The organism is Providencia sp. PROV202, from assembly GCF_028479565.1.
Lineage (GTDB): Bacteria > Pseudomonadota > Gammaproteobacteria > Enterobacterales > Enterobacteriaceae > Providencia > Providencia zhijiangensis.
The window spans coordinates 52,389-70,258 of record NZ_JAMPNV010000022.1 but is presented as its reverse complement, the minus strand read 5'-3'; the positions used below and the strand labels follow the sequence as shown (position 1 = coordinate 70,258).

Genomic DNA, 17,870 nt, shown 5'->3' with positions numbered 1-17,870 from the left:
ATTGTTCCTCAATCCTTGATAACGGCTTATTTTAAGTAGTTGAAAATTGCACTCACAGACATGGCGCCCATATACCACGTTAAGGCACAGGTCACGACACCCGACCACAGTAACCAACGTGGGTAATGATAGCCTTCCATTAAATCTGCACGTTTCCAGCCAATATAGACAAACAAAGTCAGACCAATCGGTAAAATCAAGCCGTTAAAACCACCAGCGAAAACCAATAAAGCAGCTGGCGCGGTTCCCATTAACAGGTAAACAGCCAATGAAATGGCAATGAACAGGATAGTGGCAATATTACGTTGTCTTTCCGTAATGGACGATTTGAACGCTTTTAAGAAGCTCATGGAGGTATACGCTGCGCCGATAACGCTAGTCAGTGCCGCCGCCCATAAAATTAAACCGAAAATACGCAAGCCAAAGTTACCCGCCGCGGCTTGGAAAGCTTGAGAGGCAGGGTTCGCCGCTTTACCTGAAATATCAATCGTCACGCCACTGGCAACCACACCTAAGATGGCTAAAAACAGGACATAGCGCATTACGCCGACGACGATGATTCCTTTGGTCGCCGCACTAGACACTGCTTTGATGTTTTCTACGCCAACTTCGCCTTTATCCAGTAAACGATGCGCCCCTGCGTAGCAGATATAGCCACCGACCGTTCCGCCAACAATCGTGGTGATCATCGCAAAATCAACGGTGTCTGGGAGTACGCTTTGACGTAGTGCTTCACCAATTGGTGGGTTAGATGCAATCATCACAAAGAGGGTTAGACCAATCATGACCAAACCTAATGCAATGATTAATCTATCAATAAAACTACTGGCTTTGCGGGACGAGAATATATAAATCGCTAAGAGCGCACTGAGTAAACCACCCCATTTAGGGTCGAGACCAACAAGTGCGTTCAGACCTAAACCTGCCCCGGCAATGTTACCGATATTAAATATCAATCCCCCAAAGATGACTAATACAGCCAGCAAATAGCCACTTCCGGGAATTGTTGCATTGGCGATATCGGATGAGTGCATTTTCGTGAGTGTCACCACTCGCCAAATATTTTGCTGTACCACGAAATCAATCACGATAGAGGCTAAAATACCAAAAGCAAATGCGGCACCTAAAGTCACGGTAAATGTCGCGGTTTGAGTGATAAATCCGGGACCAATCGCTGATGTTGCCATTAAGAAAATAGCGCCAATCAGCGAGGAACGGCGTTTCTTCACATATTCTGCTGTCGAGATATTTTCATGAGCTGCCATATGCATACTCCTCTGTAGTTTTTGTTGTTATCTGTATTTTGATGTTGTGCAAGTTTTTTAATACTGAACTCATTTGTAGAGGCAATTTTCGTGCCATTGTTCTATCAATAGTATGGATTGTTAATTTATTGAATACGGATTGTTGAACAATTAATACGGAGCGATGAATAATTAAGCAATCAAAATCGTTTCTGGTAAGTTAAAAATCAAATCTTGATCACTTTTTTAACAATTAATGTTTATCTGTAACATTAAGAATGAGAGGCGTAATACGTCAAAGCACCAATTTAGTGCTCAAAAAGGAAAATGCCCTGAATGAGTGCATAAAAGGAGTCTTGCTGCCCTACAGCGAATATGTGAAGATAGCGCTCAAATACCTGTTTTAATGAACTGTTCACCCTACTTTTCTTCAACTAGGCTCGCCTTTTTATGAAAAAACAGTCCGTCGCACAAACCTTGTCAGTCACTATCGCAGAAACTATCCGCCATAAAATTACGATTGGTGAGTTAACGCCGGGGCAACGTTTATCAGAAGCTGCATTGAGTGAAGAGCTGGATATTTCTCGTAATACTTTAAGGGAAGTCTTTCGCGTATTAACCCAAGAAGGTCTACTCACCTACGCTCCCAATAAAGGGGTGTATGTTTCCGTCCCAGATATGGCGGCAATTATTGATATTTACCAAGTACGTCGATTAATTGAATGTGATTCATTGACCCATGCTTATGCACTGCATCCTGCCGTTCAAAAAATGAAACTCGCTGTCGCTGAAGCTCGAGAACATGAAAAAACGGAGAATTGGGTGGGTGTCGGTACCGCCAATATGAAGTTTCATACCGCGATTGTGGAATTGTCGGACAGTGAAAGGTTAATTAAGCTTTATCATAATATTGCCGCAGAGCTACGTTTAGCTTTTGGTCATTTAAATGATGCCAAACTGCTCTACGCTCCCTATATTGATAAAAACTACGCTATTTTAGAATTACTTGATGCGGGTAAAAACCAAGAAGCTGCCACTGAACTTCTGCACTATCTGGATTTATCTGAACGAACATTACTTGCCGCCTACAAACGCAGTCAATCACTACTATAAAATCCTCAATGTTGCGGGTTGCTCACTTTATTCACTGTCTTTTGTTGCCCCTTTATTTTTTTAATTCAATATCTATGCAAGATTATTTGCATAGATATTGCAGAATTAAACACTTCATAAAAATCTCAACTCACAAAAATTGTATTTAACAATCTTTATAGATTAGATTAATCACTTTTTGTTATCAATTTATCAACACATACAGATACAAACAGAAATAAATATTAACAAAACATTCTATTTCAGAAACTTAATTTACAATTTGTTATAAGTAACCATTGTAAATAACTCTACTTTCTCGAATAAATGATTGTGGTTTTTCCGAATATTGGTTATAAAACTGAGCATAATAAAAATACAATGTTAAATATTATTAATATAAATGAGAATTATTTATGACACTAAACAACATCGTTCCAAAAAAACCGTTTAAATTTGGTTTAGGGTGGCAGATTCTAGTTGCGCTTATTTTAGGTGTTATCGTTGGCGCTTTATTGCACGAAAGCGTGGAATACAAAGATTGGTTAATACTGAATGTTCTCTCTCCCGCAGGTAAGATTTTTATTCAATTAATCAAAATGATTGTTGTACCTATCGTCATTTCGACCTTGATTGTGGGGATCGCTGGTGTCGGGAATACAAAACAATTAGGCACGCTAGGTTTCAAAACTATTCTTTATTTTGAAATCATTACTACTATTGCCATCATTGTGGGTATTTCGTTTGCCAATATCTTCCAACCCGGTGTGGGCATTGATATGTCTCAGCTCACTCAAGTGGATATTTCTCAGTACCAAAAAACGACACAGGAGGTTGCTAGCCATCCTTCAGGGATCGTGAATACTTTATTATCTTTGGTACCGAGCAATATTTTTGCTGCTATGGCGAGTGGCGATATGCTTCCTGTGATCTTCTTCGCGGTTTTATTTGGTTTAGGTTTATCCTCTTTACCCGTAGCCAAAAAACAGCCGCTATTAGATGTTCTGCAAACTTTTTCTGAAACCATGTTCCGCGTGACTAACATGATTATGATGTATGCACCAATCGGGGTGTTTGCATTAATTTCCGTCACCGTTGCAAACTTTGGATTTACCTCACTGGTTCCTCTGCTGAAGTTAGTTATTTTGGTTCACTGTGCGATTATTTTCTTCGCCGTTGTGGTACTTGGAATTGTAGCTCGTTATTGCAAAATTAATATTTTTACTCTGATGAGAATATTGAAAGACGAGTTGCTGCTTGCTTATTCCACAGCCAGCTCTGAAACTGTACTTCCACGTATTATGGATAAAATGGAAAAGTATGGTGCGCCAAAATCTGTCACCAGTTTCGTTATCCCAATTGGTTATTCATTTAACTTAGATGGCTCCACTTTATATCAAAGTATTGCCGCCATTTTTATTGCTCAGTTATATGGTATCGAGCTGTCATTAGGGCAAGAGCTTATTTTAGTCTTTACCTTAATGATCACGTCAAAAGGGATTGCTGGGGTTCCGGGAGTTTCATTTGTCGTCTTGCTGGCAACGTTAGGTTCTGTGGGGATTCCATTGGAAGGTTTGGCATTCATTGCTGGTGTTGACCGTATTCTCGATATGGCAAGGACTGCACTTAATGTGGTTGGTAACGCGTTAGCTGCCTTGATTATCGCCAAATGGGAACACAATTATGATGAGAAAAAAGCCCGAGAGTATGAGGAAAGTTTTTAATTAAAGACTAAAAATCCAGGCTCTTCTTATTTCTAACTAAAGCCATCTTTAAAATATTAAAGATGGCTTTGAATCAACGTGTTCATCGTTGATCTCCCCTCACCCAGTCTTATGATAATCATTTTAGCATTCAATCAGTTATGCTAACATTACCTAAAATCAGTTGATTAATAGAAATAATATCTACCCTTATCAAAAAACGATTTATTAAATATTTTTTATTGCGCTATTATTTCATTCTACTGCTGATATTTGTACACTATTAGATCTACGATTGATATATACTCAATGACGACCCGCTAAGCGATAACCTCTTACTCAAAAACAGAAATTGATGAAAATATGCACAACCTAGTGAAAAATAATTTCTTATTAAAATTTATTGCGTTATTTTTGTTCTTTACCGCTATTCATTATGCAATGGGTTACCACTTCAAGATTTTCTACATCCTGGCTATCACAGGAATATTAATTGTCGTTAATGACTATCCTAAAGTGTATAAGACCATTATTGCCATTTATGCTTTGGTGGGTATCAGCTATCTACCTGTAGGGTTACTTTACGGCTATCCCGATTATAATATCTTTTCATCTTTTTATTATACGGATAGCGAGGAAGCTAAAGGCTTTCTTAAAAACATCAATTACAAGTATTATTTATTCTCAATTCTTCTCCTGTGCTTCAGTTATTTCATATTCAAATTGAAGTTTGAAGTGAATAAAAAAAGCAAATATGTTTTCTCTGCTATTTTTTTGATAATCACCGCGATATCCCCTATTAAAGCTCTTTCTGAAGGAAGCTGGCGGTTGCTTTTAACATCTGGATTACCTGAGTATCGTTTCTTTACTGAAAGTCTTTTTTACCTAAACTATTTACAGCAAGAAAAAAAATCTATTGAAGGTGATGATACCTTTGAAACAGTCACCTCCAATCCTAAATATCATGTTTATGTTATTGTTATTGGAGAAAGTGTTCGCCGTGACTTCATACACAGTTATGGCTTTCCAATAGAAAACTCCCCTTTCACCGATACAGTAAAGGGCTATATATTCGATAATTATATTTCTGCATCAGGTTCAACCAACCTTTCGTTGTCGAATACCTTATCTTTATATCCTCAAATGCAAAATAATATTATTTCTCTCGCAAACAAAGCGGGTTTCAAAACTTTTTGGATTTCGAGACAAGGCACTTACGGTAAACATGATGGTCCTGTAGCATCAATCGCCAAGCGCGCAACACATGCTTATTTTGTAGGTGGTAGTGCATTACTCGATAATAATGTTATGTCTCAAGATGCCCCTGTAATCCCTAAGTTTATTGAATCCTTAGAGCAGCCGGGTCAACATAAACTTATTGTGGTGCATTTAATTGGTAGTCATTCACCATTCTGCGATCGGATTGATAATACTTATGAGCAATTTCATATAAGTGACAAACTCTCTTGCTATATTCAATCTATCAAGAATACGGATGTCTTGTTATCTCAAATACAACAGCTACTTATAAAACAAAATACATCATGGTCTATGCTTTATTTCTCTGACCATGGGCTGTCTTTTATCGATAATCAAACTGATCTGATCCATGGTGATAAAACACGGCAAAATTTTGAAGTCCCGTTTTTTATTACATCGTCTGATTCGACTCAACGAGAGGTTATTTCTACTCGTCGAAGTGCAATGAGTTTTATGACATTATTCTCTCAGTGGACAGGAATATCAGAGAAGAGCATTTCTCAATCATGTCTAATGATTTCTAATCAAGAATGTGAAAATCAAAATACCGTCATTAATTTTGATAAAGATCCAATGAGCTTTGAACGGCTCAATCATGACGAAAAAAAATAAAATACCAATCAAAGGCGATAAATTAACTCAGTTTATCGCCTTTTTAATAGTTATTTTTACGTAATTTGAAATTTAATTAGTTACTTATGTGATATTTTTTCGCAAGATTTTATTTCATTACTACGCTAAATATACACTTTAATTTAGGTCATTCTTTATTTGGATCAGCAGCAATGAATCAGGTCAGACGCTTTCTTTTATTCTTAAAAGTTTTACAGCACCTAATGATTATCTTTGTGTTTACGCTGTCATATTTTCTGTTTCAGAATTGGCTATAATTCGATAACGTTGAGCTTAAATCAAATCCCCCCTTTTCTAGTAAAGTAATAAACCGACTATTTAGGGGGAAACTTCTGAGAAGTTATTTGGATGGGTTTTACATAAAGTATTAAATGTACTATTCCGTGTTAAAACGCCGCATCCATCAAGATAAATTTAGGCTCCGCTCTTTGATAGTGATTGATCATTGGTACTAATCGTTGAAAGTGTTCAGACGCACAATGTGAATCTAATGCAGCACGATTCGGCCACTCTTCAATAAAAACAAAATGCCCAGGATCCTTCTCATCAATATAAAGGTCATAAGCAATACATAGCGGTTCTTTCTTTGTGGCTTCAACAAGTGCCTTATAGAGCGGCAACACAGTTTCTACCGCTTCCGGCTTGATAAAATCTTCAGCAATGACTTTTAGCATGGTAATCCTCTTTGTTTAGCTTGTTAAAATTCAAATCAATCCCTTTCAACTAAGCGAGCCTCAAAGCTCTTATTGAGTCAGCTTAACATCCACATTTCTAATTATCTGCGCTAATTTGGCCTTATCATCATCTGAAAGATAATCATGGTATTTTTCAACAAAGCGCTAGATTCGCTCTGCCCCAGCAATAATTTTCCCTGCGGCTTTATTGATGTCATCTTGATGGGTATTCATGTTGGAACCTCATTAATCTACGCCATGACAAAGAAGGTATCATGCGTTTCATAAATAATCATCAAACTAACCTTTGCATGATATATGTTAATTACTGAAAACTTACTCAGCATATAGGGTAGTGAAAGTACAAGAAAGAAATAAGGAAATGGATAAATGACTGACAAAGAAAAAACCCGCTACATCTTTCGATGTAGCGGGTTCTTATTTGGTGCCGGCTACCGGAGTCGAACTGGTGACCTACTGATTACAAGTCAGTTGCTCTACCAACTGAGCTAAGCCGGCTAATTTGGCGGAGAGATAGAGATTCGAACTCTAGGATGGTTTCCCATCGGCGGTTTTCAAGACCGCTGCCTTCAGCCGCTCGGCCATCTCTCCATGGGGCGCGATTATGGAGGAATCACGGGGGCTTGTCTACCCCTGATAGTAAAATAATTGCATTTTTTTGTTCGTTTGACTAATCTTCACTCAATTGTTCTCTATTGCCCTAAAAAAATGCTAATATCTGTGCAAAATCAGTGTCTATAGCGTACCTAGGCGTATGATTTTTAATCTGATTAATCTAATTTGCCAGTGTGACGGCGTGGGACTGTATGTACAAACAATCATTATTAAAACCGAATGTTCTTTCTCGCATTTTTATTGTCTTTATTGTGTTGCTCGTCACAATGCTTTCGTTGTCCCTCTATAATTACTATCACGCATGGATGTTGGCGCACCAAACTGCTATCAACACCCTCGCTAATCGGCTCGCTTATCAAATTGAAGATTATCGTTATCAAGCAGGTCACATCTATAAGCTTGCGAATGATAAAACCACACCAGACTCTGTTAACGACATTTCTGTGACAGAAATGCGCCACGATGTTTATTGGCTGAGTAGTAATAACCAGACCATTGATTCCATCGTCTTTGGTCTCAATAAACCAAGCAGTAAAGTCTTAGCGACAAAGCTCGCGAACTATATGGAGATTGTATGGGGAGCGAGGAATGAATTTAACTCCATGTACTACCTGAATGGCCAAGACAACTCCTTAGTGCTGGTAACCACCCATTCCATCCTAAAACCAGAGATACGATACAAAGAAAGCTATCTGACGCTAACCGCGGAAGACAAACGCTCGGATATGATCACTCAATCGACATTATTAGATCGCCGTGAAGTCATCTCCAATATGCAGAAAAATGCGCAGGATAATGTCTACTTCTATACCTATCGTTTAGTCTTTAACTCGCCAGGGCGCTTAAGTAGTGTGATCTCCTTTGATATTTCTATCAATTCAATCCTCCCTTTTACGCTACAGGCCGATGATATTTCGATCTCACAGCGCCCAAACAATCAAGAAAATAGCCAAGCGGCCAGCAAACTCATTGGCGCCAGCTTGATGCTATCTCAACCCATTGAAGGTACGAATTACCAGATTAACTATACCCTTTCACTGAAAAGTATTATTTTCGGGGTACTAAGTTACAATTTTTGGCTAATTACCTGCATGATTGCGGTCAGTGTTTTGGCCTTGATCACCACAATGTTTATCCGCAAGCGTATTATTTCACCCAATGCTTCAATGCTGGATGAGCTTCAGTTTAAAGATGCCCTTAATAATGACATTCTTAGCCATATTTCTTATGGCATCCTAGTCTTTGATTTTAATAGCAATAAAAAGCTATTGAGCAACAGTATCGCGAACCACTTATTACCGTCTATGGATCTGATACATATCAAAGAGATGGCAACCGATCATAATGATATCATTCAAGTTTCAATAGAAAACAATATCTATGAAATCATTTTGGTGAAAAGCTTAATTAAAGAAAACACCATTTTGTTTATCATCATAGATAAAGATAAAGAAGTTCTGACGCAAAAACGCCAAGAAATGGCTACGCGTGAGCACCAAAGAAATATCCAACTTAGAAAAGTGGTTTTCGAGAATATTTGTCAGGAAATTTTGCCTGCCATTAACCAAATTGATGCCAAATTTAATCAATTGAGCATTTCACTCGACGAACCTAAAAATCCATTATTATCTGAAATTCAAAACCAACTGTTTTATATCAATAATTGGTTTAGAAATATCGAGCTTATTAGCCAATTGGAAACTCAACAGATTGAGTTTAAAACAGAAAAATTTGCAATTGGTCAGATAATTAATCAATTTCTTAAACAAAATTTAGCCCATTTAAATCGTAAAGGACTTTCGTTCTATTTTTATAACAACATAAATCCGGACTCATTAATTGAAAATAACCCGGATTATTTCCAAACTTTATTCCAATCAATTTGGGAATATTCAATAGAAACTACAGCCTTTGGTAAAATTGTTGTTTCAATTGACTACATCGCAGAAAAAAATGAAATTTCTATTGATATAAAAGACAGCGGAATTGGATTAACTCAGATTGAATTGAACAACTTGCAAAGCCCATTCACAGGGAAAACACAAAGTTCAAATCAATTTAAGCGTTCTGGCATGACCTTTTATCTCTGCAAATTATTAACGAAAAAAATGCAGGGAACATTTAGTATCAAGTCAAGTGATGCTATCGGAAGCCACTATCAAATTAGGCTTCCAGCGCAACCTCAGATGCAAAGCCATGAATACCCTGCTCTGCTTGAAGATATTTATATTCGATTGAATATTCAGAATATTGATGCACGTCGGATTGTTAAACAGACCTTATCGCATTATGGTGCTGAGTTTCTTGATATTGATGAAAGCTCGCCACATAGTAATTGGGATCTCTTAATCGCCGACAATGATGACGTTTCCTTTAATAACATAATTAAAATTAAGGGAAATTTATCTTCAATGACTTGTATTGACCCAAATTACATTGAAGTTAACTACAATTTCGCGGATGAACTTATCGATGCTATCTCACTATTGATAGAACAAGCAGATAAGACAGAAGATAATGATGAATCCGACCTACCTTCATCACTCATTCTACGAGAAAATAACTCTCACTCGAATAATTCTGTCGATAATATTCTTTCAGGCTATCATTTAATTCTGTCGAAGAGCGATTATAAAGATTTGTTTATCTCAACAGTACCGATAGATATTAATAAACTGTATAATAGTGAAAGTGTTGCGAATTTAACCGAATTAAAAGACACTGCACATCGTTTAAAAGGAGTTTTTGCTATGCTTGAATTCCATTATCTTCATAAACTTTGTGAAGATTTGGAACATTACATAGCAGATGAAAACGGATTTGAAATAAAAAATTGCATTAGAGAACTGGATGTCTCAGTGAAAAGACTAATGCCAGAAGGTAACCAATAATATGAATAACCTAAATGTCATTGTTGCCGATGATCATCCTATTGTTCTTTTCGGTATCAGAAAGTCGCTTGAACAGATTGAATGGGTAAACATCGTCGGTGAATTTGAAGATTCTACTTCTTTAATTAATAACTTAGCGCGCCTGAATGCAGACGTTCTGGTTACTGATTTGTCTATGCCTGGCGATAAATACGGCGATGGTATTACATTAATTAAATACATTAAGCGTCACTACCCTGACTTATCGATTATTGTCCTTACCATGAACAATAATCCGGCGATCTTAAGCGCTATTCTTGAGCTTGATATTGAAGGTATCGTACTAAAACAAGGTGCGCCTGCTGACTTACCAAAAGCACTAGCAGCCTTACAAAAAGGGAAGAAATTTACCCCTGAAAGCGTCAGTAAATTGCTTGAAAAAGTGAATGCGAGTGGCTATGGCGATAAACGTTTATCACCAAAAGAAAGTGAAGTTCTACGCTTATTTGCTGAAGGCTTCTTAGTCACTGAAATTGCTAAAAAACTGAATCGCAGCATCAAAACCATTAGTAGCCAGAAAAAATCGGCGATGTTAAAACTGGGTGTTGAAAATGATATCGCACTGCTGAATTACCTTTCATCTGTCAGTATCGACAACACGCCTTCTGAATAACCGTTTTTTTTTGCGCTAAAATAGAAGCCCTTTATAGGGCTTCAGACCATTGACAAACCCATCAGGTTTGGAAATGGCTCTTTTGGGTTGTAAAATTAACAAGGAAAATCAATTTATTGATTTTCGACTGATAACACAAAGCAGGAAAAACGACGCTTTTATCCTGCTTTGTCATCAACCTCAAGCCCGTTATAGGGCTTTTATTTTTTCTATTCAATAGATTAGCTATCTAACCAGTGAGTCATTCACTGGGTTTAACATACTTCACCAGCGATTCCCGTAGCACGCTAATCGATGTAGGCTTCGAGAGACAATCATTCATGCCAGCATCAAGACAACGCTGCTTCTCTTCCGCCATGGCATTTGCCGTTAACGCCACAATCGGCTGCTTAAAGCCTTGTTCTCGCAACGTGCGCGCTAATTGATAACCGTCCATATTGGGCATATTCACATCAGAGAGGACGATATCTGCATGATTATGCTCAAGGAATTTCAGCGCATCTAATCCATCGACTGCTGTATTAGTCATAAAGCCAATGCTTGCCAGCTGTTCTGTCAATAGCATCCGGTTAATAGGATGGTCATCAACAATCAAGACTTTAAACGTATTCAAATCTGCATCGGCACCTTCGAGATCGTGGTTTTCTAAACTCTCTTTACTGCCTTGAGCCAGCTTAACAATGATTTTATCAATCAACATTGGCAACTTATCGAGCTGATAAGTGTTATAAAGCCAAGTATTTGGTTGAGTTTCAAATAATTCACCTGAATATAAACTACTGAGTTTGAGTAAGTTTCTATTCTGTAAGACAACACTTTCTTGGCTATCCGTGATCAACAAGTCATACGTCTCATTGATATCAATGGATGAGCCCGTCACCACATTAAAATCATGGTGTTCGAGCAATCTTACAAGAAAATCAATTAAGAATGCATTTTGTCCCGTTACGGCTATACGGTAATTTTTTCGGTACTCCGGAATAGCGGGTTCTAAATATTGCTGGCCGTATAGTGGAATGCGGATCGTAAACGTACTTCCCAGCCCCGCTTGAGAATCCACTCCAATGTCACCATCCATCAAGTTGATGAGTTTCTCGCAAATAGCGAGCCCTAACCCTGTTCCTTTGTGCCCATTATTTTGATCGTAAACTTGGAAGAAGGGATCAAATAATTGCATAACCACTGCTGGGGTCATTCCAATCCCCGAATCTTTGACCTCAATTTTTAAATAATTTTCATCTTTCCAAATATGCAACATCACAAAGCCCGAGTCCGTAAACTTTATGCTGTTATTCACAATGTTGGAAATAACCTGTTGTAGACGCACTGGGTCGCTAAGCATCAGGTCTGGAATGTTAGGCTCAATATAAGAGTAAAGCGACACTTGTTTTTTAGTCGCCAAAGGCACGTAATTAGCAAGGACATAAGCAAATACATTACGGCAATTGAATAGCTTATTTTCGATTTTCAATTGCTTGGATTCAATTTTAGAGAAATCCAAAATATCACTGATAATCTGCAACAGCAGCGATGACGAGTTATCCATCGTAGAGACTAATCGAAGCGCTTTATCTGATAAATCATATCGTTGTAATAATTCAATATTACCGATAATCCCATACAATGGCGTTCTCAATTCATGGCTTACCGTGGCTAAGAACATCGATTTCGCTTGGTTCGCCTGATCCGCAGCATCTGCGACATCCTGTAATGATTTTTCCATCTGCACGCGGATACTAATATCGATCAATACGCAGATAGCTACATCTTCATTTTGGTAACGTGAATTCACAAAACTAATCTGTAGATGGGTGCCATTTGTAGCAACAACATCAATGTAATTGCTAGATTTTTGGCGAATAATCATCAAGATGCGCTGTTTATCATCTTCACTCAGCAAGCGAAAATAGTTATGTGCGAGCTCATTACTCAGAATATTGCCGCCATCACTTAGCCTTAGAATAATGATCCCAACAGGGGCTGACGCCACAATTTTATGGTTAAACTGTTCATGCTCTTCAAGGCGAATAGCCGTATTGGCTGCTGGTTCTAGCATTCGTCTTTCTAATAACCAAATTAAAAAGAAGATTAACGTACCAGATAGGACATTAATTAATATTGCGTAAATTATTGATGTTTTTAAGTTATCGATTAAATACGATGTTTGGATTGAATAAATAACCGTTAGCTGCGAAGACGCTAAGCGCTTCTTAAAAAACAGCTGAGTATAATCAGAGTTAAAACCGAAATAATTTATCTCTCCAGATGTCAGTAATGGTGAATTTTTAATATTCGCATCTGACGAAGTATAGAGAACCGGTTGATTTGATGAGTTAATTAATGTGATTTCAACGGCCGGATTATTGCGTAAATTAAACTGATTTAAGTTGATCGCACGCTCAATCCCAATAAAACCAACAATTACGCTTTTCCTATAAATAGGGATCATCAAATAGAGTTGACCATTTGATGGTTGAGAGCTGTGAATAATAGTATATAAATTACGCTCTTGCCCCTGCTGCCTTAGCTGCTTATAGATCCGCGTATTGTCATAGACCACTTTTTTTAACGTATCAATATCAGAAACAGCAGCGCGAATTGAATAATCCATCATGCAATAACTGCCTGTTCCAAAGACAAATACGTGATTTAAGCCTTGGGGTACCGCAATGCTATCTTTCCAGAAAACATTAAGTTGTTCAAAAGCAGAAAGGTAGTTCTGAGTTCGCTGCTTAAATACATCACAATCTGCCGATGGCATGAGTGGGTATAGCGAGTACGACGTGGATGTGGGTAAAGTGATATCTTCTTGTTGAATACCCACTTTTTGTTGATGTTCTTCGTCTTTGAGCCGTTGCTGTTCTGTCATGGAATGGATCAGGCGAAGAGTAGCATTCGACTGCTGAATGTAAACTTGCAGGTTTTCATAACCAGAATGGAATTGCTGGCGCAGATCAGATTTATGCTCATTAAACTGGGTATAAAGGAAAAACAGAGTGATGAAAAGCCCCATTCCCCATAGCATAACGCCTAGGACACGAAAAAGATCTCTAGATAATCTGAGGGATGTTTTAAACGAGGGTAAATATCTCAATCCGTTACCTACAAGTACATTATCACTATTACTGAGTATACTCGATTAACTCAATGAAAAGCGACAACCAATAACTTCCATGTCTATTGCTAGTGTAAGATACAAAAACGGGCGGATAATCCGCCCGTTTCATTTATGGATGAAACTTACTCTTCGGTATCTGCATCCGTTTGTGCTTCGCTGTCGACATCAATACCCTCTTCATCGGTATTTTCATCATCTTCAGTTTCAGCAACACGCTGTAAACCAACAACTTTTTCATCTTCAGCAGTACGAATCAACGTCACACCTTGAGTATTACGTCCAACGACGCTAACTTCAGAAACGCGGGTACGAACCAGAGTCCCTGCATCCGTAATCATCATAATTTGGTCGGTATCCTCAACTTGGATAGCACCAACAACTTGACCATTACGCTCGCTCACCTTAATAGAGATAACCCCTTGAGTTGCACGAGATTTTGTTGGGTATTCTGCTTCTTCAGTACGTTTGCCAAAGCCGTTTTCAGTCACGGTCAGAATATGGCCTTCACCACGAGGAATAATTAAAGAAACAACCTTATCGTCGTCCATTAATTTAATACCGCGAACACCTGTCGCTGTACGTCCCATCGCACGAACCGCATCTTCTGCAAAGCGTACAACTTTACCTTGCGCAGAGAACAGCATGACTTCATTGCTACCGTTGGTTAAATCAACACCAATCAGTTCATCGCCTTCGTTCAAGTTTACGGCAATAATACCGGCACTTCTTGGGCGGCTGAAATCTTGTAGAGGGGTTTTCTTCACAGTACCGCTCGCGGTAGCCATAAAGACATAATAGCCCTCTTCGTATTCACGCACTGGTAAAATCGCGGTGATACGTTCATCTTGCTCAAGTGGCAGTAAGTTCACAATTGGACGTCCACGAGCACCACGGCTAGCTTCAGGCAATTGATAGACTTTCATCCAATATAAGCGACCCCGACTTGAGAAACACAAGATAGTATCGTGGGTATTCGCCACCAACAGACGCTCAATAAAGTCTTCCTCTTTAATACGCGCTGCAGATTTACCTTTACCACCACGGCGCTGTGCTTCGTAGTCAGACAATGGCTGATACTTCACATAACCTTGGTGAGATAGCGTTACCACCACATCTTCTTGGTTGATCAAATCTTCAATATTGATATCTGCGGTATTTTCAGTGATCTCAGTACGACGCGGGTCGTTATAAGCATCACGAATCGCTTCTAACTCTTCACGAATAACTTCCATTAAACGCTCAGGGCTACGCAGGATAAACAGTAATTCTTCGATTTGTTTCAGAAGTTCACGGTACTCTTCCAGCAGTTTTTCATGCTCAAGACCGGTTAATTTCTGTAAACGCAGATCCAAAATCGCTTGTGCTTGCTGTTCAGTCAGGAAATATTGACCTTCATGAACACCATATTGTGGCTCTAACCACTCAGGACGCGCAGCATCATCACCCGCACGTTCCAGCATTGCAGCAACGTTACCCAGATCCCAAGAACGGGCAATCAGCCCAGCTTTTGCTTCTGCTGGTGTTGGTGCTTTACGGATCAATTCGATAATTGGGTCGATATTCGCCAGTGCCACCGCCAACGCTTCAAGGATGTGCGCACGGTCACGGGCTTTACGCAGTTCGAAAATAGTACGACGTGTAACAACTTCACGACGATGGCGAACAAACGCGGCAATAATATCTTTCAGGTTCAAGATTTTTGGTTGACCCTGATGCAGAGCCACCATGTTGATACCGAAAGAAACTTGCAGTTGAGTCAGTGAATACAGGTTATTGAGCACCACTTCGCCAACAGCATCGCGTTTAATTTCAATAACAATGCGCATACCGTCTTTGTCAGACTCATCACGCAGTGCACTGATACCTTCAACGCGTTTTTCTTTAACTAATTCCGCAATTTTTTCAATCAAGCGCGCTTTGTTCACTTGATACGGAATTTCGTTGACGATAATGGTTTCACGGCCATTTTTCTCATCAACTTCGACCTCGGCACGCGCACGAATGTACACTTTACCGCGACCGGTACGATACGCATCGATAATACCACGACGACCATTGATAATAGCGGCGGTCGGGAAATCTGGGCCTGGGATGTGTTCCATCAAGCCTTCGATACTAATATCTTCGTCTTCTATATAAGCTAAGCAACCATTAATCACCTCCCCTAAGTTGTGCGGAGGAATATTCGTTGCCATCCCGACGGCAATCCCCGAAGAACCATTGACCAAAAGGTTAGGTATCTTCGTTGGCATGACTTCTGGGATTTGCTCTGTACCATCATAGTTAGGAACAAAGTCTACGGTTTCTTTTTCTAAATCAGCCAGCATTTCATGGGCAATTTTCGCCATACGGATTTCCGTATAACGCATTGCAGCGGCGGAGTCTCCGTCAACTGAACCAAAGTTCCCCTGACCATCTACCAGCATGTAGCGCATAGAGAAAGGCTGCGCGAGACGGACGATGGTCTCATAAACGGCGCTGTCTCCATGTGGATGGTATTTACCGATGACGTCCCCGACGATACGGGCAGACTTTTTATAGGGTTTATTCCAATCATTTCCCAGTACATTCATCGCAAATAACACTCGGCGGTGTACTGGCTTCAGCCCATCTCGAACATCTGGAAGTGCACGACCGACGATAACGGACATTGCATAATCCAAATAGGAACTTTTCAGTTCTTCTTCGATATTGACTGGGGTGATTTCTCTGGCAATCTCGCTCATGGAACCACTGTCCCTCATAACTTCAGATTCAAAGAGTAAACTATACCACAACTCCCTTATTTAATTAAGAGATAAGAGAAGTGAGTATTTGTCTTTCAAGCTATGTATAATAGCGGAAAAATGCGCTTATGTGTCCGAATCTTGTAGATTTTCAAGCAATAGTCTCTCAAGGATTTTCATATTTGGTCCATAATCCCAATAAATTAACTCACGGGCGACTATCGTCCCATTACGAATTCCAACCTATTTTTGCATTTTGCAAAATAAATATAGTCCAATAGGTAAAAATAAGTAATGCGAGGATAGAAATAGATATAGGAGTTCCTCAGATGAATGATACCCAAGACCAAGCGTACCTAAACGTCGACAAACAAGAAATTGAAAAGTTTGAATCGATAGCGTCACGTTGGTGGGATCTTGAAGGCGAGTTTGCCCCATTGCACCGTATTAATCCGCTGCGTTTAGGCTACATCATGCAACGTGTAGACGGCATTTTTGGTAAAAAAATCCTCGATGTTGGCTGCGGTGGCGGTATTTTATCTGAAAGCATGGCGCGCGAAGGTGCGGATGTCACGGGTTTAGATATGGGCGCAGACCCGTTAATGGTCGCTCGTCTACACTCTCTGGAATCCGGTATTCCTGTAGAATACGTCCAAGAAACCGTCGAACAACATGCGGATAAACACCCTCAGAGCTACGATATCGTGACCTGCATGGAAATGCTTGAACACGTCCCAGATCCAGAATCTGTGGTAAGAGCCTGCGCGAAGTTAGTTAAGCCTGGCGGACATGTTATTTTTTCCACCATTAACCGCAACAGAAAAGCATGGCTAATGGCTGTCGTGGCAGCGGAATATGTGATGAAAATGGTTCCGAAAGGCACCCACGATGCCAATAAGTTTATCCGTCCATCCGAATTAATTAGCTGGGTCGATAAAACGCAATTAAAAGAACAACATATGATGGGGCTGCATTATAATCCAATCACCGATAAATTTTGGTTAGGGCCTAACGTTGATGTGAACTATATGCTGCATACGATCAGCGAATAAATAGCAAGCGGTACGTTTAAGAAAACAGCAAACGGTCTCAACTTTACAAAATAATTTTTAGTCAAATGTCGGTAAGTCAATTTTTAGCAACTCCACTTCTCATGCTGCTTACCGACATGATCAATTTTTCTTATCCAGTTGTTATCCACAAGAACCATCAAATTTGTACACTTGATAAAATCACACATT

10 protein-coding genes and 2 tRNA genes are annotated in these 17,870 nt (G+C 39.3%); 6 read left to right on the top strand and 6 right to left on the bottom strand.

Features of this window, described 5'->3' with window-relative positions:
• Positions 1-26: 26 nt before the first annotated feature.
• Complete coding sequence (locus PR799_RS16500; RefSeq protein WP_154628161.1) at positions 27-1,265, bottom strand: NRAMP family divalent metal transporter; 1,239 nt, start codon at positions 1,263-1,265, stop codon at positions 27-29.
• Positions 1,266-1,694: 429 nt separating this feature from the next.
• On the opposite strand from PR799_RS16500, the gene PR799_RS16495 reads away from it, so the two are divergent.
• From PR799_RS16495 to PR799_RS16485, 3 genes are all read left to right on the top strand, one after another.
• Entirely contained in the window at positions 1,695-2,357 is a 663-nt protein-coding gene (locus tag PR799_RS16495; protein WP_272522812.1) for a GntR family transcriptional regulator, read from the top strand.
• Positions 2,358-2,752: 395 nt separating this feature from the next.
• Positions 2,753-4,060 (top strand): glutamate/aspartate:proton symporter GltP, encoded by a 1,308-nt coding sequence (gene gltP / locus PR799_RS16490; RefSeq protein ID WP_154602858.1) that lies wholly within the window; start codon positions 2,753-2,755, stop codon positions 4,058-4,060.
• A gap of 342 nt (positions 4,061-4,402) precedes the next feature.
• Positions 4,403-5,911: a phosphoethanolamine transferase gene (locus PR799_RS16485; RefSeq protein WP_154628158.1), complete on the top strand. Its 1,509-nt coding sequence runs from the start codon at positions 4,403-4,405 to the stop codon at positions 5,909-5,911.
• Between the two features lie 407 nt (positions 5,912-6,318).
• Here the strand turns inward: PR799_RS16485 and PR799_RS16480 are convergent, their stop codons facing one another.
• From PR799_RS16480 to PR799_RS16470, 3 genes are all read right to left on the bottom strand, one after another.
• Positions 6,319-6,606 (bottom strand): putative quinol monooxygenase, encoded by a 288-nt coding sequence (locus PR799_RS16480; RefSeq protein ID WP_272522810.1) that lies wholly within the window; start codon positions 6,604-6,606, stop codon positions 6,319-6,321.
• A gap of 443 nt (positions 6,607-7,049) precedes the next feature.
• Positions 7,050-7,125 (bottom strand) — tRNA-Thr (locus tag PR799_RS16475).
• A gap of 5 nt (positions 7,126-7,130) precedes the next feature.
• Positions 7,131-7,218, bottom strand: a tRNA-Ser gene (locus PR799_RS16470).
• A 215-nt stretch (positions 7,219-7,433) separates the two neighbouring features.
• Here PR799_RS16470 and rcsD point away from each other — a divergent pair.
• The gene (gene rcsD, locus PR799_RS16465) at positions 7,434-10,133 is read left to right on the top strand and encodes a phosphotransferase RcsD (protein ID WP_272522808.1); all 2,700 of its coding nucleotides are present in this window, start codon (positions 7,434-7,436) and stop codon (positions 10,131-10,133) included.
• A 1-nt stretch (position 10,134) separates the two neighbouring features.
• Positions 10,135-10,785: a response regulator transcription factor RcsB gene (rcsB, locus tag PR799_RS16460; RefSeq protein WP_154628155.1), complete on the top strand. Its 651-nt coding sequence runs from the start codon at positions 10,135-10,137 to the stop codon at positions 10,783-10,785.
• A 241-nt stretch (positions 10,786-11,026) separates the two neighbouring features.
• Here rcsB and rcsC read toward each other — a convergent pair whose 3' ends face one another.
• A complete protein-coding gene (rcsC, locus tag PR799_RS16455) occupies positions 11,027-13,879 on the bottom strand; it encodes a two-component system sensor histidine kinase RcsC (protein ID WP_154628154.1) in 2,853 nt (950 codons plus the stop codon).
• Between the two features lie 146 nt (positions 13,880-14,025).
• Positions 14,026-16,629 carry a DNA topoisomerase (ATP-hydrolyzing) subunit A gene (gene gyrA, locus PR799_RS16450; RefSeq protein WP_154628153.1) on the bottom strand — a complete coding sequence of 868 codons (2,604 nt, stop codon included), beginning with the start codon at positions 16,627-16,629 and terminating at the stop codon, positions 14,026-14,028.
• A gap of 329 nt (positions 16,630-16,958) precedes the next feature.
• Here gyrA and ubiG point away from each other — a divergent pair, with 329 nt between their 5' ends.
• On the top strand, positions 16,959-17,681 hold the full coding sequence (gene ubiG, locus PR799_RS16445) for a bifunctional 2-polyprenyl-6-hydroxyphenol methylase/3-demethylubiquinol 3-O-methyltransferase UbiG (protein ID WP_154628152.1): 723 nt from the start codon (positions 16,959-16,961) through the stop codon (positions 17,679-17,681).
• Positions 17,682-17,870: the final 189 nt, after the last annotated feature.

Excerpts from the sequence above, each read along its gene's own strand:
- PR799_RS16500 (WP_154628161.1), bottom strand. The coding sequence starts at position 1,265 with ATGGCAGCTCATGAAAATATCTCGACAGCAGAATATGTGAAGAAACGC.
- PR799_RS16495 (WP_272522812.1), top strand. The coding sequence starts at position 1,695 with ATGAAAAAACAGTCCGTCGCACAAACCTTGTCAGTCACTATCGCAGAA.
- gltP (WP_154602858.1), top strand. The coding sequence starts at position 2,753 with ATGACACTAAACAACATCGTTCCAAAAAAACCGTTTAAATTTGGTTTA.
- PR799_RS16485 (WP_154628158.1), top strand. The coding sequence starts at position 4,403 with ATGCACAACCTAGTGAAAAATAATTTCTTATTAAAATTTATTGCGTTA.
- PR799_RS16480 (WP_272522810.1), bottom strand. The coding sequence starts at position 6,606 with ATGCTAAAAGTCATTGCTGAAGATTTTATCAAGCCGGAAGCGGTAGAA.
- rcsD (WP_272522808.1), top strand. The coding sequence starts at position 7,434 with ATGTACAAACAATCATTATTAAAACCGAATGTTCTTTCTCGCATTTTT.
- rcsB (WP_154628155.1), top strand. The coding sequence starts at position 10,135 with ATGAATAACCTAAATGTCATTGTTGCCGATGATCATCCTATTGTTCTT.
- gyrA (WP_154628153.1), bottom strand. The coding sequence starts at position 16,629 with ATGAGCGAGATTGCCAGAGAAATCACCCCAGTCAATATCGAAGAAGAA.
- ubiG (WP_154628152.1), top strand. The coding sequence starts at position 16,959 with ATGAATGATACCCAAGACCAAGCGTACCTAAACGTCGACAAACAAGAA.